Consider the following 25997-nt stretch of genomic DNA (forward strand, 5'->3'; position numbering starts at 1 on the left):
GAGTATTGAAAATAGGAATAACTATGATTGCCGTTTTTGAACAGGAGCTTGAGAAGGGTACCGGTGTACCGTATCTTTTGCTGAAAAAAGGCTGTATCCAACCTTCGGAGCAAATTGAAGAAATCTTATATGCTAACATTATAGAAAACAAAGCCTACGATCCGCAATGTGAAGGCAGCCGCACCGAATATATGTACGATCTCTTGGAATTATATCCGCACAGAGAAAAAATCGACGAGCGCGTTATCGCATATTTTAACACAATGGACGATAGAGATTGGGGCGAATTGCAGGTATTCGGATTTGTACGGAAGCTCGCCGAGTCGAGGCGGTTCGATAAGACCGAGCTGTACAAAAAATTCGAACAGTATGCCGAAGAAGATATGTATAATGGCATGATCGGCTTGAGCGATTTACTGCTGCTCGATAAATATGAGGCGGTTGTATACCTCGCTCGTTATTTCGGTACCCATATTACAGAAGATAATAAAAAAGAGTTTATCGACTCTACTTTTTACGATATATATGCGGAAGATATCGGATACACTGAAGCGGAGCTGACAGAAAAGCTCCGCAACGAACATGATGCGGCAATCGACCGCTATCTCGCAATCGCGCACATAAAACGAAAGACACGAAGGAAAAAACAAAAACAGTATACGGCGGATACAGCCATTGCACTGTTGAAAAGAAAACCCTCCCCAACCCGACTGGAACGTATCAGCCTTTGGAGATGGGTACGAAGACGTGCAAGCGAAGCCGATATCCAAAAACTTTCGAATGTATTTCTTGAAGCTGAACTGCCGTTGAAAAAAAGACTTATCCGATTATTCGGCGAACGGCAAATCAAAATTCCTGCACAGGTACTCTTCGATTCTTTTGAAGCAACTGAAAATAAGCCGTTTCGGCAAGATATTATCGAAGCGCTTGTTCCCTTCAATGATCCTGCCGTCTATGATTTTTTAAAAGACCGGTATGACGACAATACCAGAAATGCCTTTATAAAAGTCTGCTTGAAATATTACTCTGAAAACAAAAAGACCGAGCTTTTTAACTTGCTTGAGCTGTGCACTATCTTCGATATACATGAGATAAAACATACGGCTCTAGAGTCAAAGGCGTTAGCCGAAGATCCCGTGTTTAACGATATTCTCCGGATACTGTATCGTAACATGAAATGCCCCCTCTGCCGTAACACCATCGTTGAAAAGATGATTGAACGCCGCTGTATTGACGATAATCTCTATGAAGAAATACAATACGATGTAGATCCCGATACACGGGCATTGGCACAGATGGGGCGATAGTACGCAGTGATAAAAGAGAAACCTCTAAAAACTTCTGTTTTTAGAGGTTTCCCATATCATTTTCATAGGCTTGATCCGAACCGAATTATAAATCGATACCTATAATACCTCGTTTATTTGTTCAAAATGGTAGGATTCTTCACCTTTATCAAAGGTGTAGTTATACGATTTTGCAGACTCTACGCTGATTTCCTGTTTGCTCGGTCCGTAGGATGTTGTAACGGTACGGTAAAAAAATCCGGGGCGCGTTTTTGAAAAAGAAGATTCAACAACATGTGTTCCGGCAGCGACATAGAAACCTACCAAAAGTTTTTCTCTAAAAAACAGCGGGCGCTGTCCGTCTACACTAATAACGTTCAGATGATTCCATGCTTTGGACAGGAAGCCGAGTAATGAAGCGGGTTTGGCAATATACACTTTTGCCGCATTCGGATTTTCATTCAGCCAGCCGGCAATATGCGCTTTATCGGTTTTCATTTTAAAAAACATATACGCCAGATAGATAACCACCGCTATTGGAATAATAATAAAATAATAAAATCGTGCCATTTGAATTCTCCTAGTTATTGTCTTTAGTGTGTACCGGTTCTTCGAGCTTTGTTACGGTATCTCCCGTAATCCCCAAATTCCCCAACAACTCGCTAAACTGGGAAACACCGATAAGTTCGCAATCAACGGATACTTCCTGTTCACCCTGCCTCGTCAAATACAGTGTGCAGGATGTATCGCTGCCGGCTCGAGATCGGCCGTATGTTGTGGTAACGAGTTCTGCTCTGACGGCCGTTGTTGCAAGATCATACACATCCGTTTTTTTGCCTTTTTTTACAGTCAGCGTTTTTTCATCGACTTCTATAGTAATCAGATTACCAATAATAACAAGCCAAACATATCCCGCCAGAACAGCAATAAAAATAAGGGCTCTTATTATATTGCTCGATATAAAAAAACCTGCAACCACACTTATAACTGCAGCAACCGCCAATCCCATAGCGATATTTACAAGAATCCTGTAAATCCGCGCCTTGTAGGTGTGTATCATTATAAACTCCTAAAATAAAAATGTGTTAGAATCAAGCATTAGAAGTGCATTGGAATAGATCTCGAACAAAACATATCTTTACCAATACCAATAATCGAATCCAACGAATCACCCCTCTTTAGATTAAGAAGTGAAAACCTCGTTTTGTAAAATCGGATTTACAAAACAAGGTTTTATTAGCGTGATTATAATTATTTGCCGTTCTTTGTCAATCGAAGATTCAGGGGTGATCAGTGATGGTAAGCTCAAAAGCAGCCAATAACACGGAATCCTTTGTATATTGAATTCCTTTTTCAAATATTCCCTTTGCCGCAACACCATCATTGAAAAGATGATTGAACGCCGCTGTATTGACGATAATCTCTATGAAGAAATACAATACGATGTAGATCCCGATACACGGGCATTGGCACGGCTGGGGCGATAGTAAGCAGCGGTAGAATGAGGGTCGTATATTTCCAAAATATTGATGCATTTATCAGAAAGTATAACTTCGGCTGCTAACATTGCGCAGCCTCGTTAACCGTCAAGTTTTCTACCGAAAACTTACTTATTATATGTACGCTATCGCGTACCAATGCAACAGTTTCCAAAGTTGAAACTTTGTTCAACTGTTGCATTTTATGGAAGATTTATTTTCAGCCACTAAAATATCGTGGCTGAAAAACACGTCGAGTTTGCTAACCGCAAACTCGCGTATTAACGTATGCGCGTTCCGCGCAGCAATGCAACAGTCTTCGAGAATTGACATTCTCTCAACTGTTGCATTTTATGGAAGGGAAAGATGACACAAAAGGAACGGCGTATTTTTTTAATCGAATATCTTTTAAGGGAAAATCCCAACTATCGCGATGTGCAGATGCCGGCTGATGAGGATGAACAGAAGAACCTGCTCCGCTCTCTGATGAACATTCGGCCGCCGCAGCATACAAGCGAAGAATTCTTGCGCATACAGGACAACTATTTACAAGAAGCGATCCGGCAGCGTGGCATTACCGGCCTTGCCGATTTAAAACCGGCTACCGGACGGGGCAACGGGGATTGGTATGTGTGGCGGGGTGACATTACAACGCTTAAGGTCGATGCGATTGTGAACGCGGCGAACAGCGGTATGACCGGATGCTGGCAACCCTGCCATGCATGTATCGACAACTGCATCCACACCTTCGCGGGGGTGCAGCTGCGTGCCGTGTGTGCCGACATTATGCAAAAACAAGGACACGAAGAGCCGACCGGAACCGCAAAGATTACGCCTGCGTTCAATTTACCGTGCAAGTATGTGCTGCATACCGTAGGGCCGATTATCAGCGGTCAACTTACCGACCGCGACTGCATGCTGCTTGCAAACTGCTACACCTCCTGCCTAAACCTCGCAGCCGAAAACGGCGTAAAATCTATTGCCTTGTGCTGTATTTCAACCGGTGTATTCCGGTTCCCTGCTCAAAAAGCTGCGGAGATTGCCATCGCGATGGTTGAAGACTGGAAAGCAAAAAACAACAGCACAATGAAAATCGTGTTTAATGTATTCAGCAAACAGGATGAAGCCATTTATAACAAATTGATGTCTTGAGACATCTCCTGCTACTATAAGTAGCGAAAATTTCTCGGATTGTAATGTATCATTTCTTTCATAATTGCAGCTGCAAGGTTATTATCCGTCTAATATTGCGGATGCCGAAGAACATCCGTGAAGGAGATGGATTATGAACTTTTCGGAAAAATCAGAAACCTTGCGACAGCAAAAGAATCTTGTGCAGGAAGAACTTACAGAAAAATGCAGTCAAAATCGTCAGGCAACGACCATATCGGTAGATTGTATAAACAAACCCTATATATACAGACCCGTAAGGTTTTATGTTACAACCATTCTAGCAACATGGGGCTTTTGGTTTTGCGCGCTTATTTTTAAAGAAGGTTTTATTTGTACACTCACAATGCTGCTCGGACTCCTTTCGCCGGCAATAATTGCACTCATCACCGTGTTCGGTTCAAAAAGCAAAGAACTAAAAGCGGACTTTAAACGCAAGATTTTCAGGTTTTATAAATTAAGACCGAAATACATTTTTGCTGCCGTAATTGTTTTTGCACTGATAGTCAGCTGCTCAATTTTGCTTTCAACATTGTGGGGACAGTCTTTAAATCAGTTTTCCGTCACGGAGGGTTTTTCTTTTACCGGAGCGGGAGTCACTTCCGCATTTTTAACGATTTTGCTTGCTTCGGTTTTGGAAGAAGTCGGTTGGCGCGGTTACGGTGAAGACTCAATCGCTCAATATTGCAGTTGGTTCACAGAATCTATTATATTCGGCTTTGTATGGGCATTATGGCACCTACCGCTGTTTTTCATCCCAGGCACCTACCATTTTGGAATACGTGAAATAAATGTTTTGTATATGTTCAATTTTTTTATTTCCGTTATTCCGTTCGGTTTTATAACAACATGGGTTTACGTGAAAAATAACCGAAGCATGCTTGCAAGTATTATTTTTCACCTTTTTGTAAACTTCATGCAGGAAAAGATTGCGATGACCCAAACGACAAAATGCGTCGAAACAATCTGCGTTACCATTGCCGCCGCGATTATCGTTTTTACAAACAAAGATCTCTTCTTTGAAAAACGCCATATAGGGAGAATATTGGAAAGCTGAATTTCGGGAAAAGGGTGGATCGTTGAATTTCTCAACTAAACTTTCAAGTTAATATGCGGCATCTCTAAAAATCCGGTTGGTTTTCAAAGGTTCCCTATAGAATATTTCCAAAGTTTATCATTATTTCCACGGACGGTTTTTATCCAGCCATCCCTTTTCCTGCCAATAATCCGTATCTGCCCGATTCCGGATTTTATTTTGTAAGAGGCGTATGATATTGAACATCAGTTTTGTTTTTATTCCGGGCTTCGCTTTACCATACTTATCGGTAATTTTTTTTGCAAGAGAGCTTAATGCTTTATCTATGGATTTTTTATTTTTTTCACTTACATCTTGCCATTTTACAGCCTGAACAGCTTTGCCGTATGTGTAAATTTCAGCAACTCCCCAAAAAAACAAACTGTCTGCCATATCTTTATTTGCAGATTTCATACCCCCACCCGCGGCAGTGGAAATACACACACCCTGCTTCGAAAACATTGTTTCCTCCGGCCGGTGTACCATCCAACGATATCCGTAATGATCTAAAAATGCTTTCATAGAACCCGTTGGGTGCATTACATATACGGGACTTGCAAGAATAATCAAATCGGCTTTGTCTATCGTCTCGGTAATAGGGTTAAGTCTGTCGAAATGCGGACATTGTTTTTCCGATTCTAAAAAACACTTTGTACAACCGGTACAAAACTCACCGAAATCTTTCGGCAAAAAAAACTCTTTTATGTTTCCCCCGACTTTCAATGCCAGATTGCTCGCAATATGATATGTTGATCCCTTATGATTTTGTCCGTGTATAATCACTGTTTCCATCGTCTAAAAATCATCTCCTCGGATTTCGATTTTACCGTTTATTTCATTGACGATGATATGATGATTCTCATCTTCAATAATTGTGTTCCATGTATTTTCCAGGCGGCTTGAATTTTCCGGAATATCTTTTTCGTGTAAAAACAGATATAGATTCAATAATTCATATAAATCTTTTTTAACCGCTTCTCTTACCATAATCACAACTCCCCGGCGATTTTCAGCTGCCCTATTATACCACAAGTATTGAGCACTATCTATGTTTAAAAGATTGATTCGGTAGATCCTTGTTTGAAGAGCTTTGTTGCTGTAAGAGATGAGCAAAAAAAGATATTAAAAGGGTTAGCGATGGGTTATCCTACGGCAGTCATCACTTTACCGATAAAGTAAATTCCCCAGATTACTCCGCCTATAATCAACAGCCTTACCAGAGACAGAAAAGCGATGGACCATGACTTTCTTTTTATATTTGTATCTCTTTGAAAACTCAAAGCAATAACAGCAAATTTCAATAAAATACTGATAATGAATATCGTTAGGCCGTACCGGAAAACAAGACCTACCATAAAAAAGCCGATCTCCACGCTTCCAAGTCCCAGTGAAAAACCGATAACAAAGCATGCACAAAGAATGATATCTAAGGCTATGGAGCCCCACAGTATATATTTAATGAGCTTTTCGCTTTTATCCATACAAAGTTCCATACATTTGATGTTACCCTACTTAATCCAAATGAATTCCCTTGGTTTCCAAATTCTTGAGACACTCACGATAATAGCAGTCATCATGTTCAGTATATATGGGGTTGGGTACTTCAATGACCGCTAAATTGTTATATGTCGGACATCTCCTGCCGCGATAGTCTTTGTCCAACCACTCAGGACTAACCTTGTAGCCTCGCCGATTCATCTCTGCCATAATGAGTTGGTGATAACAATAAAGCAGATAGGGTGAATAACGAAAAACATAATTGACAGTTGCATGCTGCCTGCCCCAGCCATTTCCGCGCAAGGCACAACACTCCCTATGTTGTCCCAACAGCTGTTGACGCGGGAGTTTGTTAATCATATCTTGATGCCACAGTCTCATCTTGTTCTCCGAATAAATTCGATTGCCGCAAATAGTTGTTAGGGTAGACTGCAAAGAGCTTGCGAACAGCGCCCAACAAAATTTCCTGTTCCGCCTGACCGCTGCGATATTGCTCCAAACAATACATAAACTCCGCCTTTTCATCTTGAGTAGCCTGCTTCTTAAAATATCCCCAGATATGCTGAAACGCGTTGCAGACTTGTCCTCGATTCTCCGGTAAAGCACGAGCCTGATCAATGAGAGTCAACACATGCCGCACTTGTGCATTCTCCCGCTTTAAATACTCGCGAATCTCGTTATAAATAGAGCCGGACTTGCTGAGAACGAAATACTTATGTGCTGCCCAAAGTTTCTGACATTCTTTTAATTGATTTAATTCTCTCATATCGTTTCTTTAAATCTCGAACAAATTCGCCCAAGGTCAGGTTTTCGAGATGCCCTATCACTTATTCGGAATCCCCTGAAAAAATCTCTTTTAATTGACACTCTGCAATTATACAAAAAAATATAAGTATTGAGAATATAGGCAATCCGACGTTGATCTGCCGACTGATAGAAAGTGTATCTTAAAAACGATATACTATTTATAAATAAGAAGAGATAAAAATTTGCATAACGGAGATATAAAATGAAAACAGTACAGACAGAAATCGGCAGAGTATATGCGGATATAGTCGGAAAAACAGAAGAAGGCAGAACAGTGTATTCTATATTGAGCGTCCCCTATGCACAAGGAAAAAGATTTGAATATGCAAAAATTCTTAATAAAAAAGACTATACACCGGAAACAGTAATTAACCGAACGGAGACAGTATGCTTTCCGCAGAGAAAATATCCGCTGTTTTTAAATATTTTAATGAAACATCATATGCTGCGTCCGGAATTTCAACCGTTAAAAGATACCCAAACGGAAAATGCATTTGTAGTAAACATATGGGCACCTGACAATTTTACGAAAAAGAAACCGGTGCTTGTATTTTTACACGGCGGAGGAGAAGGATCGGGAACGGTTCCGATATACACAATGGCGCATATTGCCGAGCAAGGTATTGTAGCGGTTACAATTACTTATCGAATAGGAAACTTCGGCTATATGCCTGTTTTTGAAAAAGGAGAAGTAAGAGGGTCGCTTTCCTACCTTGATCAGCAAGCAGCTTTAACTTGGATTCATAATAATATCAACTCATTCGGCGGAGATAATACAAACATTACACTTATGGGGCATTGCGGAGGCGCAGTCGCAGCCCTGTATCATTATTTAAATCCGCTGAGTAATAATCTGTTTCATAAACTCATGCTTTGTGCGGGAAATGTCCCGATACTGTCTGAATATGATTTCGCAAAAAATGAATATGAAAAAATGCTGTCAAAAAATCATTTAAACGGACTTGAAGACCTGAAAAAATTGTCGGCTAAAAAATTGATGAAACTAAAAGGAGGTCAAAATGATATCATTGACGGCAAGTTTTTTACAAAGCACCCGATGAATCTGTTGGAACGAGGATCATTCCCTTGTATGCCGGTACTAATAGGGTCAAATAAAGATGAATTTTCCATGATTGAATTACCGATGTACTACAAAGCCCTTGGAATTACAAAGAACAAAGAACATTTAAAAGAATTTCTGTTGAAAAAATACGGAGAATTTGCAGATTCTCTTGAATCCGAACTAAAACCGGAAGCGAACGGAATCGTAGACTTACAAATTCAAATCATGGAGTTGCTTGTATTTCACTCAAGTGCACTGTTCCTCATGGAAAAAATCGGAGAAAAATCTCCCGTATACGGATATAGAATGAATTATATTCCTAATCTATATAATGGACTTCGCGGCTCATATCATGGGGCGGAACTTGCATTTTTCTTCGGCACCATAGATAACATGAATATACACATTACCGATGAAAATAAGGCTGCCGTTATTGCAATTCAAAAGGACTGGATACAGTTTATTAAGTTCGGCAAGATAGAAGGGCGTCCACTTTTTAATGAAACCGGAAAAATTACAGAATATGATAAAGATATCAAAACCATACCGTTTCCGCATGCAAATCTTATTCACCATATTCAAAAGAGCGGTATTGCCGATAAGCTCAGAAAAGAATATATACAGAACCGTAGATAAGTTTCCGTAAAAATAACAGAAAGGCATTGTGAAAAAATTATACAGCTCATAAAGAACTGAGCGAAGGGGAATATAAAAAAGGTTGTATGGAAAAAGATTTATGCTTTAAAGCACTGTTAAAGTTTTCTCTCGGCGTGGTGGCCATAGGAATTTTATTGTTTTTACCTGCAGGAACTTTTCATTATTGGAAAGCATGGTTGTTGATGGGGATATTAAAAGTTTCATTTTCAAATGGAAATGATTTTGTCATATCGCCTTGAACTGTGTTGATTTTTAAGCCTTCTCGTTTAGCAACCATATCATCTCTTTGTAATTGTGATTTAGAAAAATCCATTATGGTTACATCATAACCTTTTATAGCAAAAACCGGTCCCTGCTGTCCACCACCACAAGCTAAACCTAATATCTTTTTTCCGTTGGCTTTTTCAAACCATTCTTTCGGAACTTTTTTCCCAACAGTTAATGCAACAGAAATTGGATTATTTCTAACTTCTTCTAATTCTTCATGTGTCAATGGCTCAGTATAGTCATTTTTTACATTATTCCATCTATCTTCATTTAATTTTATATAATTGTTCATCTTATAATCTTCTCGTCCGTCTCATTATATCACTTTTTCCACATTTTGCCATTTACTCAAGCTAAATATCAATTAACCTGTGTGCTTATATTCAATCCTCTTGCTTTATTTCTTTGCTTTCTGTATAGATGTCAAACATTTGTTACAAAAATATATTAAAAAAAATGTTTCTTTCCTAATGTATCTTTAACCTACTGATTTTGCTTGTACTCTTTTAACACTTCATTTGGACTCTTAAAGCCTAGTACTTTTCTTGATATGTTGTTGTATCTTGTATTGTATTTCCTTATTGCCCTTAACAGTTCTTCCTTGCTTTTAAATTTCTTGTCTGCATAGTACTTGCTGTCAAGCCTGTGGCTTCTTTCCACTTTTCCATTCTCCCATGGCGAATATGGACGGGTTGTCACGTACTCTATCCCCTTCTCCTCCAGTTTCAGCTCAAACAGTGTTTTCTTATCACTTTCAGAATTTGTGAACTCTTTCCCATTGTCTGTCTGAACTTTCTTTATGTCAAATCCCTGCTCCCTTTCCAAGTTCTCTAGAAACTTTGCGGTCTGATAGGTGCTTTTTTCATCTGCTATCCTTAACACTCTTTTTCTTGTATATTCATCTAATGCCGTTATTTGATAATACTTCTGGTCACGTGTACCAAACTGTATGCATTCTTCCGGAACATATTTTATGTCTATCTGTACTCTTTCCCCAGGGTACTTCGCCTGTTCAACCTTTTTTTTTCTTTTATGCAGCTTTTTAGGCTTTTCTTTGGCATTGCCCTTCATTTTCCTTATTATCTTGCACATTGAATCGTATGTACGGCTATAGCCTTCCTTTCTCGCTTTGACATAAACTTCTGCCAGCCCTTCATAGCCAAATTTCCTGTACTTTTTCATAACCATCCCTACTTCTTCTTGCGTGTGCTGGTTTGGGTGGCTTTTAGGTCTTCTGCTTTTTGGCAGGAGAGACTGGACTGTGCCGTCGTATCTGTCTCTCCAACGTTTTATCTGCTGACGTGATGTCTTATACTTCACTGCTGCCTTTGAATTATTATTATGTTTTATTGCATACTCAATTGCCCGTTGACGAACACGGTATATTTCTGATATACTACTCATATGAAAGGTTTCTCCTTAATGTGGTTTGGTAGATTTACATTATATCAGAAACCTTTCTTTCTTCTAAATCGGTTAAATTTACACTCATAGACGCATCAACTGTATTTACTGACTTGAATTCATCTATTGATAGAATATTTTTTCTTCTCCTATCTTCAGTTAAACGGAGTATTCTGGCAATATTAGTAGGAGATACACAGTGTTCTCTTGCAATTAGGTCCATTGACTTAGTCTCACATAGGTTTAAAACTATAGACCTCTTAACATCATTCGATATGAAGCACCCCTTATCTACGATAGGTGTTTTAGCCATAAATGTTGACTCGCAATGCTTACAGAAAAATCTCTGCTTTTAACCATCAATATCAAAGGGGTTGTATTAACCCTATTAAAAAGTATTTTTACAGTCTGACTCCCATTTCTAATAATGTCATAATTTTCATTGACTATACCACACTTAGGGCAGCAAGCTGGCCTATATGAAAGCTTTCCCCTTAAGACTGTATATTCTATCTCCTTAATATTTTCTTTTTCGTTACCTAAAATTACTAAATTCTTATCGTTAATTCCTAAGATTTCTGTTATACTAGCATTAGAACACATATCATTTCTCCTTGTTTTTTATTTTGTGCGATTTAAATTATACACGAGATTTGATGTGTGTTCCTATTTTTTTGTAAAAATTTAGCGTTGGGAGAGGATTTTTTCTCTCACCAACGCTAAATATTATACAACCACTTTTCCTTAAAATAAATGTATGAATCTATCTATCTTATCTACTCAAATAACTAATGTATGCATATTGCTACTACAAGAGGACCTAAGACTGTAAGTAAAATATTTCCCATTGCATATCCTGGTGTATATGCTATAGCAAAAATACTTGAATCATATTCCTCCACAACTCCGTTAAGTGCTGCTGTACACGTTCCAGCACCACATAGAGCACCAATGATATCTACAGCATCCAACTTTAACACAAATCTTCCAAAGTAAACGGAAGCAATATGAGGCAAAATGGTTACCAAAACACCGATTAAAAGTACCTTTACGCCCATCGATTGCAGGGCGGATAAGAAGGATGCACCGGATGTAAGCCCCACAATGGCGATAAATAGATTCAGTCCCACACTCTTGCAAAACCACCGTGTTGCTTTCGGCATCAGTCCATAGTTAGAATGTTTGTCCTGATAATATCCGAATAAAAGCCCTCCAATCAAGGCACCTCCGCCGGATCCGAGTGTAATCGGAATTCCGGATACTACGAAGCTGATTGCACCGATTAATAAACCGAATACAAGCCCCATGCTGATGAAGGATACATCTGTCTCGGTACCTGTATCCTTCACATAACCAAGTTTCTTTACAACCTTCGCAATCAAGGCTTTCGGTCCCACCAATATCAAGTGATCAAGAGCCTTTAACTCCTCCTCTTCAGGGAGAATATTGTTATCTCTCATCCTTTCTGAAATGACGATTCCATTTTTTGAAAGATTCTTTATAACATCTAGAGAGAAATTGTTAGTTAAAACTATTTCTTGCTTTACCACATCTAGCCTAAGAGCTTCTGAATCATTAGTTTCCTCCATGCCAGAAGCTTCAAAATGCAATACTGCATCAAGAAGTCCGATAATCGTAACCGTATCCCCTTCCAGGAGCTGCACATCCGGTGCAAGGTTCACCTGTGTACCCTTTCGAATGATTTTCGTTATTGTAAGATCATCCCCGTACTGCTCTTCCACTGAACCTATTGTTTTACCAATAAATTCTGCACCATTTTCTATGCAAAATGCACGTGCTTTGATATTTCCAACAACAGTATTTTCCGAAGAAGACTCATGGAAATTTGTTTGATCGATTTTCTTCTTAACAGTATCTGTCAGATTTACACCAATTAACTTCGCTGCACCGTTTTTCAAAAACACCACTACCCCAACGGTTCCGAAAACATAGGTAAGCGCATAGGCAATTGCCATCTGACTTTCCGCTGTTTTCAGTTCTGTGCCTGAAAGCATTCCCTTCATCGTGGAATCCGCTGTTCCCAGGATTGCAGACTGTGTAAGGCTACCGGCCAAAATTCCGCCGGCTTCTCCCGCTCCGATACCAAAAGCCTTAAACAAAACAATCGAAACTGCAAAAGCTACCACGGCGAAGAAAAGGGATAGGATAATAATCTTAAGGCCGGAGCTTTTTAAACTTGCAAAAAATGAAGGTCCCACCTCATATCCGATAGCAAAAATAAACAGTGAGAAAAAGATTGTCTTTACAGTTCCGTCAATCTCATAGGTTCCCGCCCCCTTAAATACCAGGGATATGAGAAGTCCTACCAGCAAAGTTCCTACAGTGGCACCTATAGTAAAGGATTTGATTTTTAGCTTTCCAATAAGATACCCTAGTGCAAGACATATAAAGATAGAAATAACCGGATTTGCAATCAAATAATGGGCTATATCGGAAAAACCTGTTATCGTAATATGCTGTGCTGTTTCCAACACTTCATGTGAGATTAATCCTATATTCATATGAAATCCCCCTTATCCTATTTATCCTTTTTCTCTTTTGCATACTTTTCGTAATACTCCTTCAAAAGGGACAGGATACGATTTGCTATTTTCTTATAATCATTGTCCGCTAAGTTTGCTTCTGAAACTCTGACTGTACCCGGAGTTGCTCCAAAACCAACTCCTTCCATCAACACAACACCATCTTCCTTTGCTAGATGTAAAAGAAAATCTATTTCCTCAAATTCATTTCTAAGCCATGTTGCGAAGTTCTTATCATAATTTGTCTCTGCAAGTTGATATATGTCAATCAGTGTATAATATTTAGCATTGGAATCACTGTTATCCTCAGGTAAGCCTAATGTAGACATTAAATTGTGGTAACGAATCGCTGTAATTTCTTTACAAGCTTCAATGTATTGATCCTTTTCATTTTCAAGAACCAAATGAGTCATAGAAAAAAGAACCATCATAATCTGCTGTGGTGTAGATAGCCCGCTTGTATGATACAATCCAATAGATCTGCTGTCTGCACATATCCTTTCAACAAAGCTCATTTCCGAAGGATTAAATGTAACGATAGAATAATCGCTTTCTAGTTCTTTTTTCTTCTTCTCAGGAAGCTTCTTAATCAGTTCATCAAAAACATTATCTTCATTAATTGCTATAACTCCGAGTCTCCATCCTGTAACACCATAAAGCTTTGAATACGAATAAACCAAAATAGTGTTTCTTGGGCAAACGGAATAAACAGTGCGGAATCCATTTACAAAAGTACCGTATACATCATCTGTTATAATAATAAGATCCGGACGCTTTACAACTACCTTTCTTAACTGTTCCAAAGACTCATCTGTAAGACTACGAGAACCCGGATTTGATGGATTCACTAAGAAAAATGCCTTGACAGAAGGGTCCAAAAGCTTTTCAAATTCAGAATCTGGAATATGCCACTGATTTTCTTCCCTTGCTTGAAGATCGACCTCTGCTAAATCAAAATTTGATAGTCTCGGAATCTGAATATAAGGAGTAAATACCGGTGTGTTGATTGCAATGTGGTCTCCATCATTAAGTAGTCCATTATGCTTTAAGGAATCAAATATATAAACAATTGCAGCCGTACCGCCTTCTACTGGAAATACCTTAGTATTTTTTCTTAAATTAGCCTTCCCATATAGAATGCTTTGAAGAAATGCATTGATGATGTGCTCCGTATTCTCCAAACAACGGCTAGGAACCGGATAATTATTTCCTATAATGCCATTTGTAAGCTCCAAAATAAGGCTTTTCTTATCTAAATCTAGATGGTCTACGCTATACTCCACGATCTTTTTAAGAAATACATCCACCTCATCGTCACGATTTAAAAAAGCATTGTACCTCTCCTCAATTCCATTGGAGTCAACATATCCAGCTAAATCTCCTTTATCTAGAGTTCTTTTGCATTCTGACACGCCAAATTCCATCAGTCTTGCAAAAGCTAATCTTCCCAAGGTATTAATCCAATTAGGATTTCCTCTTCCTGCATTCAAAAATTTCAAATGTTTCTCATTCTTTTCTGATAATTTCAACATATCAAAGCTAATTTCAAATGCACCAAGTTTTTCTAATTTTCTTTCGAAGCTCTTTGTAATCATCTTTAATTCTCCTTTCCTTCTAACTGCATAAGTTTTTCTAACCGCAATACAAAAAAACCATCAACATCTTTTATATTTAAATTATATCATTTAATTATATCATTCGCAAGCCATTTTGTATATTCTTGTCACATATGTATTATCTCACAACACCTCTTGCTTTATTTCTTTGCTTTCTAAGTTCCAGTTATTGAGTTCAGCAAATGAACTCACCACCTTTTTCTTCACAGTTTTCTCTCTACATATTTGCCGATATTATACCATTTTTAAGGCTTTTTTCCACTGTCAGATTTTTCCCCCACCCGAACGCAGTGAGGGGAACCTCCATATAATTATTTATGTACCTTCCAACTTGCAGCTTCGCGACGCTCGCCGATAAAGTTTCGGTAAATGCCGTCCTGCTCCATCAGTTCGGCATGTGTGCCCTGCTGTACAATCTTGCCGTGGTCTACGACGATGATTTGATCGGCTCTCTCAACGGTTTTCAGCCGGTGGGCTATCATGATGACGGTCTTTTCGGCGGTAAGCGCTTGGACGGCGTGCATCAGTTCGTTTTCATTTTCGGGATCAACGTTGGCGGTTGCCTCATCCAAAAAGATGACCGGTGCGTTTTTCATCATGGCGCGGGCAATAGAGATGCGCTGCTTTTCGCCGCCGGAAAGGCTTGCGCCGCCTTCACCGACAACCGTATCGTATCCTTGGGGAAGGCTTGAGATAAAGTCATGGCAGCAGGCTTTTTTTGCCGCAGCGATCACATCCGCCATCGGAGCGCCGGGCTGACCAAAGCGGATATTGTTGGCGATGGTGTCGTGGAATAAATAGACCGATTGGAACACAAAACTGAAATTCGCCATCAAGGAATCCATATCGTAATCTTTCACATTCCGGCCGCCCAGCATAACGGTTCCCCCGTCTACATCCCAGAACCGTGCAAGCAGATTTACTAAGGTGGTTTTTCCTCCGCCGGAAGGTCCGACAATCGCCGTCGTGGTCTTTTCAGGAATATGCAATGAAATCCCGTCGATGATCTTTCGCTTCTCATACGAAAATGCTATATCCTGCGCAGTAATATCACGCACTGCCGGTGTAATATTTTCTCCGGATATATCCATCTGCGGCGTGTTCAGAATTTCCTGCGCCCGGTCAACACTCATATCAACTACGCGCAGCAGTGACGAGTATTGTCCTGCCGTTTCCAGACTGGTATAGATGATAAATGAGGAGATTACCATGACAACAGCATTCAGCGCGTCCATACTTCCGGCACAATAAAATACGCATGAAAAAGCTACCATTGCCGCACCGGTAAGCTTGGCGATAAAACTCTGCAATGCTATGCGCGGCACCAGTGTCATTTCCATGTCGATATTGATCTTACTGTTTTCCGAGATAGCCTCATTTAATTCCTTGCTCTTAACTCCCGTCAACCGGTAAGCCTTAACCTCGGTCATTCCTTGCAGGTATTCCAGAACCTTTTCTACGAGTCTTTCATCTGCGCGTATCTTTTTTCCCGACACCTTTTCGGAAGCAATCCGGAGACGGCTGTTTGCAAAAAGAAACAGCGAAAAACCGCAGAGCAGTACACAGGCGATTCTCCAATCGAAGAAAAACAACATGATGACAATAAGCGAAGTTGTAAGCAGACCGTCGCAGACAAGCATTACCACACGGGTTGCAATATTTTCAAGGCTTTCCATTATATTAGTTGTGATAGACGTAATCTGCCCGAGGCTGTTGGCGTTAAAGTATCCCATCGGAAGATACCGCAGATGCTCCGCAATCTCCACTCGTTTTTTCGCACAAGTGTCATAGCCCCCTTCGGTCTGCAACATAACAGCCTTTGATTTTAGCAATCCCGATCCGGCAATGCTGATCAGCATAATCCCTAACGAGAGCAGGATATCGTTTGTGTCTACCGTTCCGTTCATCAGCGCCCGAATCATCACTGCAATCGCCGGAATCTTTAGCGCCTCAAACAGCGCCTGGATAACATTGAGCCGAATGGAAGTGATAAATTTCCGGCGGTTTTCTTCACCGCAGAACGCAAAAAACTTTCTAATAACTTTAAGCATGATCTTTCACCTCAATATGTGCATTCCACATCGTTTCATATAACCCGTGATGAGAAAGAAGCTCATCATGAGTTCCGCTGTCTGCAACGGCGCCGTCTTTAATGACATAAATACAATCCGCAGAGGAGACCGTCGAGAGCCGGTGCGCAATCACGATGAGCGTCTTCCCCTCCGTCAGCTTCGAGATAGAGCGCTGAATGACCGCCTCGTTTTCAGGATCGGTGTATGCGGTTGCTTCATCCAAAATGATAATGGGCGCCGCTTTCAGCATTGCTCTGGCAATGGAAATACGCTGCCGCTCGCCGCCGGAAAGATGCCCGCCGGAAGTGCCTACCAAAGTATCGTAACCGTTTTCCAGCTCCATAATGAATTCATGGCAACCGCTTTGTCTCGCCGCTTCCTCCACTTCCGCATCAGTTGCATCCGCCCGTCCGATGCGGATATTTTCCCTGACCGTCATGTTGAATAGATAATTATCCTGCGAGACAAAGGCAATCTTATCCGAATAGGCCTCTTGCGGAATTGCGCGAATGTCCGTATCCCCCAGCAAAATTGAGCCGCTGCTCACATCCCAAAGCGAAGCGATGAGGCGCGCAATGGTACTCTTTCCGCTGCCGGAAGGACCGACCAGCGCAATAAAACGGCCCTCCGGGATTTCCATCGAAATGCCGTGAAGCACTTCCTTTTCCTTATACGAAAAATGAACATCCTGCAGTTTCAGCGTATTTCTCTTTGGAACAGTTCCGTCTACAGGGCGCTCCATTTCGGGAGCATACAGAATACTTTGAACTTCACCGAAGATGGTTCCCATGGTTCGAAAATCGTCCGAATAACTCATCAAGGTTATAAGCGGTGTGATGATGCCGACAGACAGAATAATAATTGTTACCAGATTCTGCGGAGAAAGAGAGCCGCCTTTTACCAAAAGACCGCCGATGGGGAGCACGGAAACCATTGTAGCGGGCATGATTACCGTGGCGAATGTAAAGGTGAGAATGCAGGAGCGCATCCAATCGATATAGCTGTGAGCGGCTTCATAGGCATCATGCACAAAGCGGTCGTAGGAACTTTTTGTATTTCCGAAAACTTTGATGACTTGAATACCGCCGATATATTCAACCGCCGTATCATTGAGCGCTTTGGTGGCTGTAACCGTGCGTTGATAAAATTGAGGACTGCCCTTCATCATAAGACTATAACAGAAAAATCCCACCGGTATCGTTGCAAGCGAAGCCAGCCCCATACGCCAATCAATGGTAAAAATGTAGATCAAAATGATGACGGGGATCAGTAAATTTGCGGTGAACTCCGGAACGATATGCGCCAGTGTTGTTTCAATGCTGTCGATACGTTCGATGAGCGTATTTTTGAGCGCCCCGGAACTTTGCTCCAGCACCGCCCCCAGCGGCATTCTTGTCAGTTTTTCCGTGCAGCGTTTTCGGAGTTCAGCGAGTACTGCAAACGTTGCTCTATGACTTGTCGATGTACTGAGCGCATGAAACAGTACACGGCAAAACCAGAACGCTGCGATAATCAGACAACGTATCATATAATATGAAAGGTCTTTGTTTCCGCCCATCAAACCATGTACGATGCCGGCAACAACAAAATACGGTGCGATGGAAAAGGCCACACCGATGACTGCGAGGATAACACTCAAAACATATTGTCCTTTGTGTTCCCCTGTTTGTCCCAACGCCCACGCGATAGGCGAAGGACTTTTTTCTTTTTCCTTCATAAGCAAACTTCCTTTTGTTAGCTAACAAACAATAGTTAGCATTAGCTAACATTTACTTAAACTCATCGCCACTCTTCACACACGAGGCGGTGTGTCTTTTAACACTATTCAATTATGCAAGCTATCAGAACCCTAACAACTGCTTCCAGCCCGGAACAAAGAATGCCTCTACCGTTGTTAAGCAGCGGAGTGCTTCTTTCACGCTGTAATTATGGATAACCGGTTCAAAAAGAGCAGTCGTATATGCTGAAAGCAAAAGATGCAGCTCCTTTGGAGTAATATCCCTCACCGCGTAGCCTTGCGCTTTCAGCATCGGCATATATTGTAAAAGCTGCGCTTGCTGCCCCTCTGTAAGATCGTGGAGGAAATGCTCGTACTTACTCCCCCGCGATTTTGCCAGCAATAGATGATATTCTTCCATGTTCGGATAGATAATCTCACGCATCATGTCGATTTCAGAATCCCGCCACTGTATACGTTCTTCGTGATGGACTGCATCCACATACCGCGCAACGTGCGCATCCAACCAAGCGTTTATGCGATCCACCGCAGGAGCGACAATTTGATCAAAGAGGTCTGCTTTATCCACACAATGCCGATATATTCCCGCAGCCGTCATACCGCAGCGTTCAGCAATGCGCCGCATGGAAGACTTATCAAAGCCCATCTCCATAAATTCGGCTTTTGCCGCAGCTATAATTTTTATATGATTGGCGGTTTTGTCTCTCGGCATGGATTCCTTCTTTTGCATACAGCGTTAGCTAACACATATAAAAATACAACCGATTGGGGTAGGTGTCAAGGGGATGAGTGTATCTATTCCGAAGAACGCGAAACAAATCTGCGTGAGTTTTTTAGAGATATCCTATCCATAGTATTTTCGCTATAAATATGTTATTATGTTGTAGCACTGCAATAGAAGTTGCAATAATTGCGATCTTTTCTATAAGATTCCGGTTTGTAGAAAATGATCAAAAATCTTACGATACAAAGGGAGCATACTATGAAGGTCGGTTTTGGATGCGATCATGCATCGGTTGGATTAAAACATATCTTAATGGAACATGTACGAAACAAAGGGTATGAATGTGTCGATTACGGAACGACAGATCCGAAGGTTCCGGTCGATTATCCCGAATTCGGTTTAAAGGTTGCTGAGGCAATTAAATCGAAGGAGGTTGAAAAAGGAATATTGATCTGCGGATCAGGTATCGGTATTTCCCTCGCCGCAAATAAGGTTCCGGGAATCCGTGCTGCCGCGTGTAGTGAACCGTGCACCGCAAAATTGGCTGTTGAGCACAGTGATATCAATATCGTTTCTATGGGGGTATGTATTGTAGGCCCTGAAATAGCAAAAGCAATTGTCGATGCTTTTTTTGATGCACAGTTTGAAGGCGGCAGCTACACAAAACGCGTCAATATGATCGGCGATATAGAAAAGAAGTACAGTAAATAATATCATAGGCGGGCGGTATAATGTAACAAACCGCTCCGCCCCCTGCTCATAGCCTTAGTCTATAGAGAGATAATGTATACCGCTACAATAGGATTAGCGATGGGAGCTTCTGATTCACATCACGGACATCCTTGTCCGTATAGAAACGAAGCGGAGAAATGGAGCGAAAGCGAAACAGCAGACGTAGCGACCCGAACGGAGTGAGAAAACCACCATATAAAAACAAGACCTTAGATTATCACTGCATAAAACTTTAGATTACAACCCGTCAAAACTTTAGATTATCACCATATAAAACTTTGGATTATTCCCAATATTGACTTTAGGATTCTCCCATAGTATACTTTGGATTATCATCTCCAATGCTAGACCTCTTCAGCAACAGAAGGGGTAAACAGGTCTACTTGTAATCGGATTAAAAAAGGAGCGGCGATATGGTTAAAAGGACAGCGGAAGAGGCGTTGCGGCGGTTGGCTTCTCAGTTTCCGGTGATTGGGATAACCGGGCCGCGGCAGAGCGGGAAGTCAACACTGGCAAAAGCGGTTTTCCCTGATAAAAAATATGTGACGTTTGATGACCGGACAATGCGGGATCTTGCAGCGTCGAATCCGAATGACTTTATTATGGCGTTTCCCGATGGTGCGGTGATTGATGAGGCGCAGAAAGTACCGGAAATCTTTGATGCGATAAAACTGCATGTGGATCGGGAACAGAGCGCTCCGGGAACGTTTATCGTAACGGGTTCCAGTCAGCTCCGGTTAAAAGCAAATATGACGGACAGTTTGGCGGGGCGAGCAGCGTTTTTGAAGCTGCTGCCGTTTTCCATTCACGAATTACAGACGGGCGGTGTGCTGCCGGACAATCCGTATACGCTGATTTTTTCGGGTCAATATCCGCCCCTCTATGATACTGCCCGGCATTTTATTCCGGAGGATTGGTATGAAAATTATATCGATACCTACTTGGACTTGGATATACGGGATCAGATTAATTCCGGCAATATTTCGCTGTTTAAGAAGTTTGTTCAAATATGTGCGGTGCAGAGCGGGCAGCTGCTTTCTATGGATAGCATTGCGCGGGATACCGGTATTTCCGCACCGACGGTCAAGAGCTGGCTTTCTATTTTAGAGGCTTCGTTTATTATCCACTTCCTTGAACCGAACACCAATAATCTTGGAAGAAGTATTGTAAAAACGCCGAAGCTCTATTTTGTTGATTCAGGACTGCTGTGTCATCTTTTACGGCTGGAGACAAAAGAGGCTTTGCTCTTGAGCAGATACAAGGGAGCAGCGGTTGAGACCTTTGCCGTTTCAGAATTACTGAAATATCGCATGAATCAGGGCAAAAAAGCGAATCTGACCTTTTTTAGAGACAGCAAGGGCTTGGAGGTAGATACGATTGCGGATTGGAACCGTACTTTTGCGATTGAGATAAAAAGCTCCAATGCCCCGGATGCAAAGCTGTCGCGCAGCACAAAAAAATATTTACAGCTGCTGAATGATGAAACGGCAAAAAATGCGGTGTTTTATTTATCCGATATGAGTATGGACATCAACGGTACTTCCTATGTGAGCTGGCGCGATTGGGAAAAGCATTTACGGTGAGCTTTTACGATTATTGCTGTAGATAATACCGCTACAATACATATAATAGAACAGGGTAAATTTTTATGCTGGTTTTGTATAAAAAGTAGGAGAGGTGCTGATGGATATTCATTTTAACAGGCTGACTGCAAAATATAAAAAAGAAACAATCGATATTTTCAATTATTATATTGAACACACAACAGCAGCATACCGTTCCGAAAAAGTTGGGTATGACTTCTTTAACACCCTCGTTGATGACGATGTTGTCAGCGCATACGCGATAATGAATAATGCAAACGAGGTTATCGGATTTTGTATGCTGGAAAAATATAAAAACATCCGAACATTTAACGAACTCGGCGATTGCATGTATTTCATTAAACAGGAAATGACCGGAAAAGGTGTGGGACGGGAAATCGTATCATTGCTGGAAAATGACGCAAAACAACACAGCATGAAAAAGCTTGTTGTTGATATATCCGATGAGAATGAGCAAAGCATTGCATTTCATAAGAAGCATGGGTTTATTGAATACGGAAGATTGAAGAACTGTTGGCGGAAATTCGGCAGGAACATCGGAATAGTATATATGTGCAAGGAGATATAAGCTCTGTGCTGCCCACAGGGTTAGCGATAGGAGCTGCTGATTCACATCACGGACATCCTTGTCCGTACAGAAACGAAGTGGAGGAATGGAGCGAAAGCGGAACAGCGGACGTAGCGCCCCGAACGGAGTGAGGCCCCCAGATAAAACTTTAGACTATGCAGGATAGTACAATCATGTATTCTATGTTAAACTTAAATAAATAGATTTATCAAAGCGTTTTTTCCATTCCATAAAATGATTAGGAGGCTATGATGTTCAATTTTGTTTTTGATGTACCGGTAAAGATACTGTTCGGGAAAGGCAGTGTCGAAGGGCTTGCCGATGAAATACTAAAGTACGGCAATAGAGTGTTGCTCTGTTACGGCGGCGGGAGTATCAAGAAAATCGGGCTTTACGATACGGTAACGGCGCAGTTAAAATCAAAAGGTATCTTTTATGCGGAGCTGTCAGGCATCTCTCCCAACCCCCGGATAGAAGAAGTTGAAAAAGGAATCGCGCTGGTACGGGAACATAAGCTTAATTTTATTCTCCCTGTCGGCGGAGGAAGTTCCATCGATTGTGCTAAGGCAATCGCTGCCGGTGCGCACTATAACGGCGACCCGTGGGACATTGTTACCCGGAAGGCATCAGCGGAGAACGTCCTCCCGCTCGGTACTGTCTTAACCCTTGCAGCGACGGGTTCCGAAATGAATTGCGGAGCCGTTATTACCAATTTTAAAACCAAGGAAAAGCTCGGCTTTGAAGTACCGTCTGCAATGCCTAAATTCTCGGTGATGGATCCGTGCTACACGTTCTCGGTACCCAAAGAGCATACGGCCGCCGGTACTGCGGATATTATGAGTCATACGTTTGAAAATTATTTTTCGTTGGATGACGGGGCTTACTTACAAGACCGGTCCGCCGAAGCGGTACTCAAGACTTGTATCCACTACGGCCCCATTGCGCTGAAGGAACCCGATAATTATGACGCCCGCGCCAATCTGATGTGGGCAGGAACATGGGCAATTAACGGCTTGTTGGGTTGCGGAAAAATGACGATGTGGTCGGCTCATCCGATGGAACATGAGCTGAGCGCCTTTTATGACATTACGCATGGGGTAGGACTTGCAATCCTGACCCCTCACTGGATGCGGCACGTACTGAACGATAATACCGTGCATAAGCTTGCCGAATACGGTGTCAACGTGTGGGGCTTGCCCGCAGACGCGGATGTCTATAAAACGGCAAACGCCGCCATCGATAAGACATCGGAATTTTTTGCATCGCTCGGTATCCCGATGACGCTGCGTGAAGTCGGTATCGGCGAAGAGCATCTTAAAGAGATGGCGGAAGCGGCTGTGATGCACCGGAGCCGCAGCGGAAAAATCCGCGGCTTCCAAACCTTAACGGCAGCCGATGTTCTTGCAATTTATAAAGCGGCGCTGTAAAAGAGTTTTTACACTGATAGCGTTTTTTTATGAATTTTAACTGGACTAATATACTGTATTCGCTGCCCAGAGTGATTATCGGCCTTACCGTACATGAATTCAGCCATGCCTTCGTTGCGGATAAACTCGGCGATGGCACGGCAGTCATGTATTTTTATCGGGACTCAATTTAAGCAATGAAGTTGAGCGGAAAATAACACAATACGGCACTCTTACTTTGTTTGCTGCCATAATCATCGAAAACATAATCGATATCGATTTACTCCCTATCGGTACATTTACTCATTGGGTTGTAAATTTAGTTTTTCGTTAACTAATGGGAATCAACAAACATATTTGAAGCACGGCTGCGCTGCGCCGGAAATCCGATGCGTTTACTCTAATATGAAATGTAGCATTCGCTACCAAAATCCGTACACTTATGATATAATACTTCTCATAGTTTTGATTATACAATCATAGGCATCTGCAAAAAACTCAGGTATAATTTCTAGAGATGCTCGCAAAAAGAAGGCAAGTACACTCAACATTTTTTAAATATTTGCCCTGGTGCATTCTCACTTTCCTCTAGCCAAGGCCTCGATAAACTCATACAATAAGACGTCTGTTTTTTTCACGCGGTGTTTCATTTAGAGCACAGCAGCGCCGGAACAGTAGTCTCCTGCGTTCTGCCGTGAAAAAATATGAGATAACCCGGTGTCGAGTTAGAGCAAAGCACTCTCTCGCCCGGCTGGACTAATTGGGTTCGATTCCCAACTGCACTTCACGCAGCGTATGGTAACACAGCTTCTGAAAAGAAGCACCACAACACATACGGAATACTTGCCCTCGCTGTCTGCGGCAAAGGCGCTGATGTCTCGGCGCTTTTGCATACTGTTTCTATCTGATGCCGTGCCGTCCCGAGGACTTGTGCGGGGTCAGGTGAGGAGCTTGCAGACGGCAACCGGCGGATAACTTAGCATTGCAGCAGATACCGGAATGTAGAGCGCAGCTGCCGAAACTCAGTACGCTACGGTTCTCTTTTTAGAAAGAGCGCCTAACCGTACCGAGCATAGAAGCATTGCAGCATTCCTAAAGCCGCGATCCGTTCTTCGACGGCAGGACAGGTCTTCCGTATTCTTTTTAATCTCAGGGCAATTGCCTCAGCTATTACAGGGAGTAAGTATGTATATTAGGTTTGATCAAAAGGTATTGCTATTTAAGCACGGAAAGTTTATCAAAATCCTAAAGCCTGGATTTTTTTTGAATTGGAAAAGCTATACGCTTGAATATCATTCGGTTTTTGAAGAACTGCATACCGCAGGCGATCCGGCTGAACTGCTTGCCGACGAGGCATTCCGCAATCAAACGGAAACCGTTACGGTGAGTGCCGGTCATATTGCGCTCTATTTTGACGATGAGTTTTTAAAAGACGTGTTAACACCGGGACAGCATATTTTTTGGAATAATAGCCGCGTTAAAACATTTCAGCAGATTGATTTGAACAATCCTGAAATCAGCGCGGATATTGATCGGAATATCCTCACTGCCGATGTATTGAAACCCTACGTTATCAGCTATGGAGTTGAACCATACGAGAAGGGGCTTCTCTACTTTGATAAACAATTCATCAAAATACTTGAACCGGGGAATTATTTTTTCTGGAAAGGTGTTCAGTCCATCAATGTGATAAAAGCCGATATGCGTGCACGGCAACTTGAAATTTCAGGTCAAGAAATATTGACAAAGGATAAAATCCTGCTCCGGCTTAATTTTATGTGCCGGTATAAAATAAACGATCCGGTTACTGCGCTGGTTGCAAATGTCGATTATGAAAATCAGCTGTATGTGTGCTTTCAACTTGCATTGCGCGAGTATGTCGGCACGCTCCTTTTTGATGAGCTGCTGCAAAAAAAACAGGAAATCAATGCCTTTGTCATGGAGACTCTAAAACCGTATCAAGCGCAATTCGGTATCGAAGTGCTTTCATGCGGACTGAAAGATACTATTTTACCGGGAGAGATTCGGGATATTGTCAATCAAGTGTTGATTGCCGAAAAGAAAGCGCAGGCGAATATCATCACCCGCCGCGAAGAAACCGCTTCGACGCGGAGCCTCCTCAATACCGCTAAATTGATGGAGGAAAATCCCTTGTTGCTAAAACTCAAGGAACTTGAATATGTCGATAAGATGAGCGAAAAGATCAGCCAAATTTCCATTACCGGCGGCGGGCAGATTTTAGATCAACTTAAAGAATTGCTGACGGGAAATCTTAGCCAAAAGTAACATG

26 protein-coding genes and 1 pseudogene are annotated in these 25997 nt (G+C 41.7%); 11 read left to right on the plus strand and 16 right to left on the minus strand.

The window, feature by feature from the left end:
• Positions 1–23 precede the first annotated feature (23 nt).
• Positions 24–1307 (plus strand): hypothetical protein, encoded by a 1284-nt coding sequence (locus E4N65_RS07955; RefSeq protein WP_253672669.1) that lies wholly within the window; start codon positions 24–26, stop codon positions 1305–1307.
• Positions 1308–1406: 99 nt separating this feature from the next.
• Here E4N65_RS07955 and E4N65_RS07960 read toward each other — a convergent pair whose 3' ends face one another.
• Together E4N65_RS07960 and E4N65_RS07965 are read right to left on the minus strand one after the other, a co-directional pair.
• Positions 1407–1856, minus strand: coding sequence for a hypothetical protein (locus tag E4N65_RS07960; protein ID WP_253672671.1), 450 nt, complete (start codon positions 1854–1856; stop codon positions 1407–1409).
• Positions 1857–1866: 10 nt separating this feature from the next.
• Positions 1867–2346, minus strand: coding sequence for a hypothetical protein (locus E4N65_RS07965; protein ID WP_253672673.1), 480 nt, complete (start codon positions 2344–2346; stop codon positions 1867–1869).
• A 280-nt stretch (positions 2347–2626) separates the two neighbouring features.
• Here E4N65_RS07965 and E4N65_RS07970 point away from each other — a divergent pair, with 280 nt between their 5' ends.
• From E4N65_RS07970 to E4N65_RS07980, 3 genes are all read left to right on the plus strand, one after another.
• Positions 2627–2773 (plus strand): hypothetical protein, encoded by a 147-nt coding sequence (locus E4N65_RS07970; RefSeq protein ID WP_253672675.1) that lies wholly within the window; start codon positions 2627–2629, stop codon positions 2771–2773.
• 357 nt (positions 2774–3130) lie between these two features.
• Positions 3131–3916, plus strand: coding sequence for a protein-ADP-ribose hydrolase (locus E4N65_RS07975; protein ID WP_253672677.1), 786 nt, complete (start codon positions 3131–3133; stop codon positions 3914–3916).
• A gap of 133 nt (positions 3917–4049) precedes the next feature.
• Positions 4050–4991 carry a type II CAAX endopeptidase family protein gene (locus E4N65_RS07980; protein WP_253672679.1) on the plus strand — a complete coding sequence of 314 codons (942 nt, stop codon included), beginning with the start codon at positions 4050–4052 and terminating at the stop codon, positions 4989–4991.
• Between the two features lie 120 nt (positions 4992–5111).
• On the opposite strand, the gene E4N65_RS07985 is transcribed toward E4N65_RS07980, so the two are convergent.
• From E4N65_RS07985 to E4N65_RS08005, 5 genes are all read right to left on the minus strand, one after another.
• Complete coding sequence (locus E4N65_RS07985) at positions 5112–5801, minus strand: flavodoxin family protein (protein WP_253672681.1); 690 nt, start codon at positions 5799–5801, stop codon at positions 5112–5114.
• Between the two features lie 3 nt (positions 5802–5804).
• Positions 5805–5996, minus strand: coding sequence for an acetyltransferase (locus E4N65_RS07990; protein ID WP_253672683.1), 192 nt, complete (start codon positions 5994–5996; stop codon positions 5805–5807).
• 155 nt (positions 5997–6151) lie between these two features.
• Positions 6152–6490, minus strand: coding sequence for a hypothetical protein (locus tag E4N65_RS07995; RefSeq protein ID WP_253672685.1), 339 nt, complete (start codon positions 6488–6490; stop codon positions 6152–6154).
• A 31-nt stretch (positions 6491–6521) separates the two neighbouring features.
• Positions 6522–6887 (minus strand): TIGR02328 family protein, encoded by a 366-nt coding sequence (locus tag E4N65_RS08000; protein ID WP_371921810.1) that lies wholly within the window; start codon positions 6885–6887, stop codon positions 6522–6524.
• Complete coding sequence (locus tag E4N65_RS08005; RefSeq protein WP_253672687.1) at positions 6859–7272, minus strand: YbgA family protein; 414 nt, start codon at positions 7270–7272, stop codon at positions 6859–6861. Before E4N65_RS08005 ends, E4N65_RS08000 begins: the two co-directional genes overlap by 29 nt.
• A 243-nt stretch (positions 7273–7515) precedes the next feature.
• Between E4N65_RS08005 and E4N65_RS08010 the strand changes: the two genes are divergently transcribed.
• On the plus strand, positions 7516–9012 hold the full coding sequence (locus E4N65_RS08010; protein WP_253672689.1) for a carboxylesterase family protein: 1497 nt from the start codon (positions 7516–7518) through the stop codon (positions 9010–9012).
• Positions 9013–9211: 199 nt separating this feature from the next.
• On the opposite strand, the pseudogene E4N65_RS08015 reads toward E4N65_RS08010, so the two are convergent.
• The 9 genes and pseudogenes from E4N65_RS08015 to E4N65_RS08055 all read right to left on the minus strand — a co-directional run.
• Positions 9212–9592 (minus strand): annotated as a pseudogene (locus tag E4N65_RS08015) (class I SAM-dependent methyltransferase); the annotation flags it as partial.
• 191 nt (positions 9593–9783) lie between these two features.
• On the minus strand, positions 9784–10704 hold the full coding sequence (locus E4N65_RS08020; protein ID WP_016525501.1) for an IS481 family transposase: 921 nt from the start codon (positions 10702–10704) through the stop codon (positions 9784–9786).
• Positions 10705–10738: 34 nt separating this feature from the next.
• Positions 10739–11017, minus strand: a complete 279-nt coding sequence (locus E4N65_RS08025; RefSeq protein ID WP_200877749.1) for a helix-turn-helix domain-containing protein — start codon at positions 11015–11017, stop codon at positions 10739–10741.
• Positions 10996–11307 carry a transposase family protein gene (locus E4N65_RS08030; RefSeq protein ID WP_200877747.1) on the minus strand — a complete coding sequence of 104 codons (312 nt, stop codon included), beginning with the start codon at positions 11305–11307 and terminating at the stop codon, positions 10996–10998. The genes E4N65_RS08025 and E4N65_RS08030 overlap by 22 nt, the downstream gene beginning before the upstream one ends.
• Before the next feature lie 185 nt (positions 11308–11492).
• The gene (aspT, locus tag E4N65_RS08035) at positions 11493–13226 is read right to left on the minus strand and encodes an aspartate-alanine antiporter (RefSeq protein WP_044015666.1); all 1734 of its coding nucleotides are present in this window, start codon (positions 13224–13226) and stop codon (positions 11493–11495) included.
• A 17-nt stretch (positions 13227–13243) separates the two neighbouring features.
• The gene (locus E4N65_RS08040; protein ID WP_044015664.1) at positions 13244–14842 is read right to left on the minus strand and encodes a bifunctional aspartate transaminase/aspartate 4-decarboxylase; all 1599 of its coding nucleotides are present in this window, start codon (positions 14840–14842) and stop codon (positions 13244–13246) included.
• Positions 14843–15174: 332 nt separating this feature from the next.
• A complete protein-coding gene (locus tag E4N65_RS08045; protein WP_253672691.1) occupies positions 15175–16914 on the minus strand; it encodes an ABC transporter ATP-binding protein in 1740 nt (579 codons plus the stop codon).
• Positions 16907–18652 (minus strand): ABC transporter ATP-binding protein, encoded by a 1746-nt coding sequence (locus E4N65_RS08050; protein ID WP_044015661.1) that lies wholly within the window; start codon positions 18650–18652, stop codon positions 16907–16909. Before E4N65_RS08050 ends, E4N65_RS08045 begins: the two co-directional genes overlap by 8 nt.
• 124 nt (positions 18653–18776) lie before the next feature.
• On the minus strand, positions 18777–19385 hold the full coding sequence (locus tag E4N65_RS08055; protein ID WP_044015658.1) for a TetR/AcrR family transcriptional regulator: 609 nt from the start codon (positions 19383–19385) through the stop codon (positions 18777–18779).
• 270 nt (positions 19386–19655) lie between these two features.
• Between E4N65_RS08055 and rpiB the strand changes: the two genes are divergently transcribed.
• From rpiB to E4N65_RS08085, 6 genes are all read left to right on the plus strand, one after another.
• Positions 19656–20108, plus strand: coding sequence for a ribose 5-phosphate isomerase B (rpiB, locus tag E4N65_RS08060; RefSeq protein ID WP_044015656.1), 453 nt, complete (start codon positions 19656–19658; stop codon positions 20106–20108).
• Positions 20109–20542: 434 nt separating this feature from the next.
• Entirely contained in the window at positions 20543–21712 is a 1170-nt protein-coding gene (locus tag E4N65_RS08065) for an ATP-binding protein (protein WP_044015654.1), read from the plus strand.
• A 100-nt stretch (positions 21713–21812) separates the two neighbouring features.
• The gene (locus E4N65_RS08070; protein WP_044015651.1) at positions 21813–22301 is read left to right on the plus strand and encodes a GNAT family N-acetyltransferase; all 489 of its coding nucleotides are present in this window, start codon (positions 21813–21815) and stop codon (positions 22299–22301) included.
• Positions 22302–22552: 251 nt separating this feature from the next.
• Positions 22553–23728 carry an iron-containing alcohol dehydrogenase gene (locus E4N65_RS08075; protein ID WP_044015649.1) on the plus strand — a complete coding sequence of 392 codons (1176 nt, stop codon included), beginning with the start codon at positions 22553–22555 and terminating at the stop codon, positions 23726–23728.
• Between the two features lie 29 nt (positions 23729–23757).
• Positions 23758–23901, plus strand: coding sequence for a hypothetical protein (locus E4N65_RS08080; protein ID WP_200877745.1), 144 nt, complete (start codon positions 23758–23760; stop codon positions 23899–23901).
• A 991-nt stretch (positions 23902–24892) separates the two neighbouring features.
• Positions 24893–25993, plus strand: coding sequence for a slipin family protein (locus E4N65_RS08085; protein WP_044015647.1), 1101 nt, complete (start codon positions 24893–24895; stop codon positions 25991–25993).
• Positions 25994–25997 lie beyond the last annotated feature (4 nt).

Source organism: Treponema sp. OMZ 855 (assembly GCF_024181145.1).
Lineage (GTDB): Bacteria > Spirochaetota > Spirochaetia > Treponematales > Treponemataceae > Treponema.

Bases quoted from the DNA above. Each gene is read 5' to 3' on its own strand.
- E4N65_RS08005 (WP_253672687.1), bottom strand. From the start codon at position 7,272: ATGAGAGAATTAAATCAATTAAAAGAATGTCAGAAACTTTGGGCAGCA.
- E4N65_RS07955 (WP_253672669.1), top strand. From the start codon at position 24: ATGATTGCCGTTTTTGAACAGGAGCTTGAGAAGGGTACCGGTGTACCG.
- E4N65_RS08050 (WP_044015661.1), bottom strand. From the start codon at position 18,652: ATGAAGGAAAAAGAAAAAAGTCCTTCGCCTATCGCGTGGGCGTTGGGA.
- E4N65_RS07965 (WP_253672673.1), bottom strand. From the start codon at position 2,346: ATGATACACACCTACAAGGCGCGGATTTACAGGATTCTTGTAAATATC.
- E4N65_RS08075 (WP_044015649.1), top strand. From the start codon at position 22,553: ATGTTCAATTTTGTTTTTGATGTACCGGTAAAGATACTGTTCGGGAAA.
- E4N65_RS07960 (WP_253672671.1), bottom strand. From the start codon at position 1,856: ATGGCACGATTTTATTATTTTATTATTATTCCAATAGCGGTGGTTATC.
- E4N65_RS08045 (WP_253672691.1), bottom strand. From the start codon at position 16,914: ATGCTTAAAGTTATTAGAAAGTTTTTTGCGTTCTGCGGTGAAGAAAAC.
- E4N65_RS07985 (WP_253672681.1), bottom strand. From the start codon at position 5,801: ATGGAAACAGTGATTATACACGGACAAAATCATAAGGGATCAACATAT.
- E4N65_RS07980 (WP_253672679.1), top strand. From the start codon at position 4,050: ATGAACTTTTCGGAAAAATCAGAAACCTTGCGACAGCAAAAGAATCTT.
- E4N65_RS08030 (WP_200877747.1), bottom strand. From the start codon at position 11,307: ATGTGTTCTAATGCTAGTATAACAGAAATCTTAGGAATTAACGATAAG.
- E4N65_RS07990 (WP_253672683.1), bottom strand. From the start codon at position 5,996: ATGGTAAGAGAAGCGGTTAAAAAAGATTTATATGAATTATTGAATCTA.
- E4N65_RS08065 (WP_044015654.1), top strand. From the start codon at position 20,543: ATGGTTAAAAGGACAGCGGAAGAGGCGTTGCGGCGGTTGGCTTCTCAG.
- E4N65_RS08085 (WP_044015647.1), top strand. From the start codon at position 24,893: ATGTATATTAGGTTTGATCAAAAGGTATTGCTATTTAAGCACGGAAAG.
- E4N65_RS08020 (WP_016525501.1), bottom strand. From the start codon at position 10,704: ATGAGTAGTATATCAGAAATATACCGTGTTCGTCAACGGGCAATTGAG.
- E4N65_RS07995 (WP_253672685.1), bottom strand. From the start codon at position 6,490: ATGGATAAAAGCGAAAAGCTCATTAAATATATACTGTGGGGCTCCATA.
- E4N65_RS08040 (WP_044015664.1), bottom strand. From the start codon at position 14,842: ATGATTACAAAGAGCTTCGAAAGAAAATTAGAAAAACTTGGTGCATTT.
- rpiB (WP_044015656.1), top strand. From the start codon at position 19,656: ATGAAGGTCGGTTTTGGATGCGATCATGCATCGGTTGGATTAAAACAT.
- E4N65_RS08000 (WP_371921810.1), bottom strand. From the start codon at position 6,887: ATGAGACTGTGGCATCAAGATATGATTAACAAACTCCCGCGTCAACAG.
- E4N65_RS08010 (WP_253672689.1), top strand. From the start codon at position 7,516: ATGAAAACAGTACAGACAGAAATCGGCAGAGTATATGCGGATATAGTC.
- E4N65_RS08080 (WP_200877745.1), top strand. From the start codon at position 23,758: ATGAATTTTAACTGGACTAATATACTGTATTCGCTGCCCAGAGTGATT.
- E4N65_RS08025 (WP_200877749.1), bottom strand. From the start codon at position 11,017: ATGGCTAAAACACCTATCGTAGATAAGGGGTGCTTCATATCGAATGAT.
- E4N65_RS07975 (WP_253672677.1), top strand. From the start codon at position 3,131: ATGACACAAAAGGAACGGCGTATTTTTTTAATCGAATATCTTTTAAGG.
- E4N65_RS08070 (WP_044015651.1), top strand. From the start codon at position 21,813: ATGGATATTCATTTTAACAGGCTGACTGCAAAATATAAAAAAGAAACA.
- E4N65_RS08055 (WP_044015658.1), bottom strand. From the start codon at position 19,385: ATGCCGAGAGACAAAACCGCCAATCATATAAAAATTATAGCTGCGGCA.
- aspT (WP_044015666.1), bottom strand. From the start codon at position 13,226: ATGAATATAGGATTAATCTCACATGAAGTGTTGGAAACAGCACAGCAT.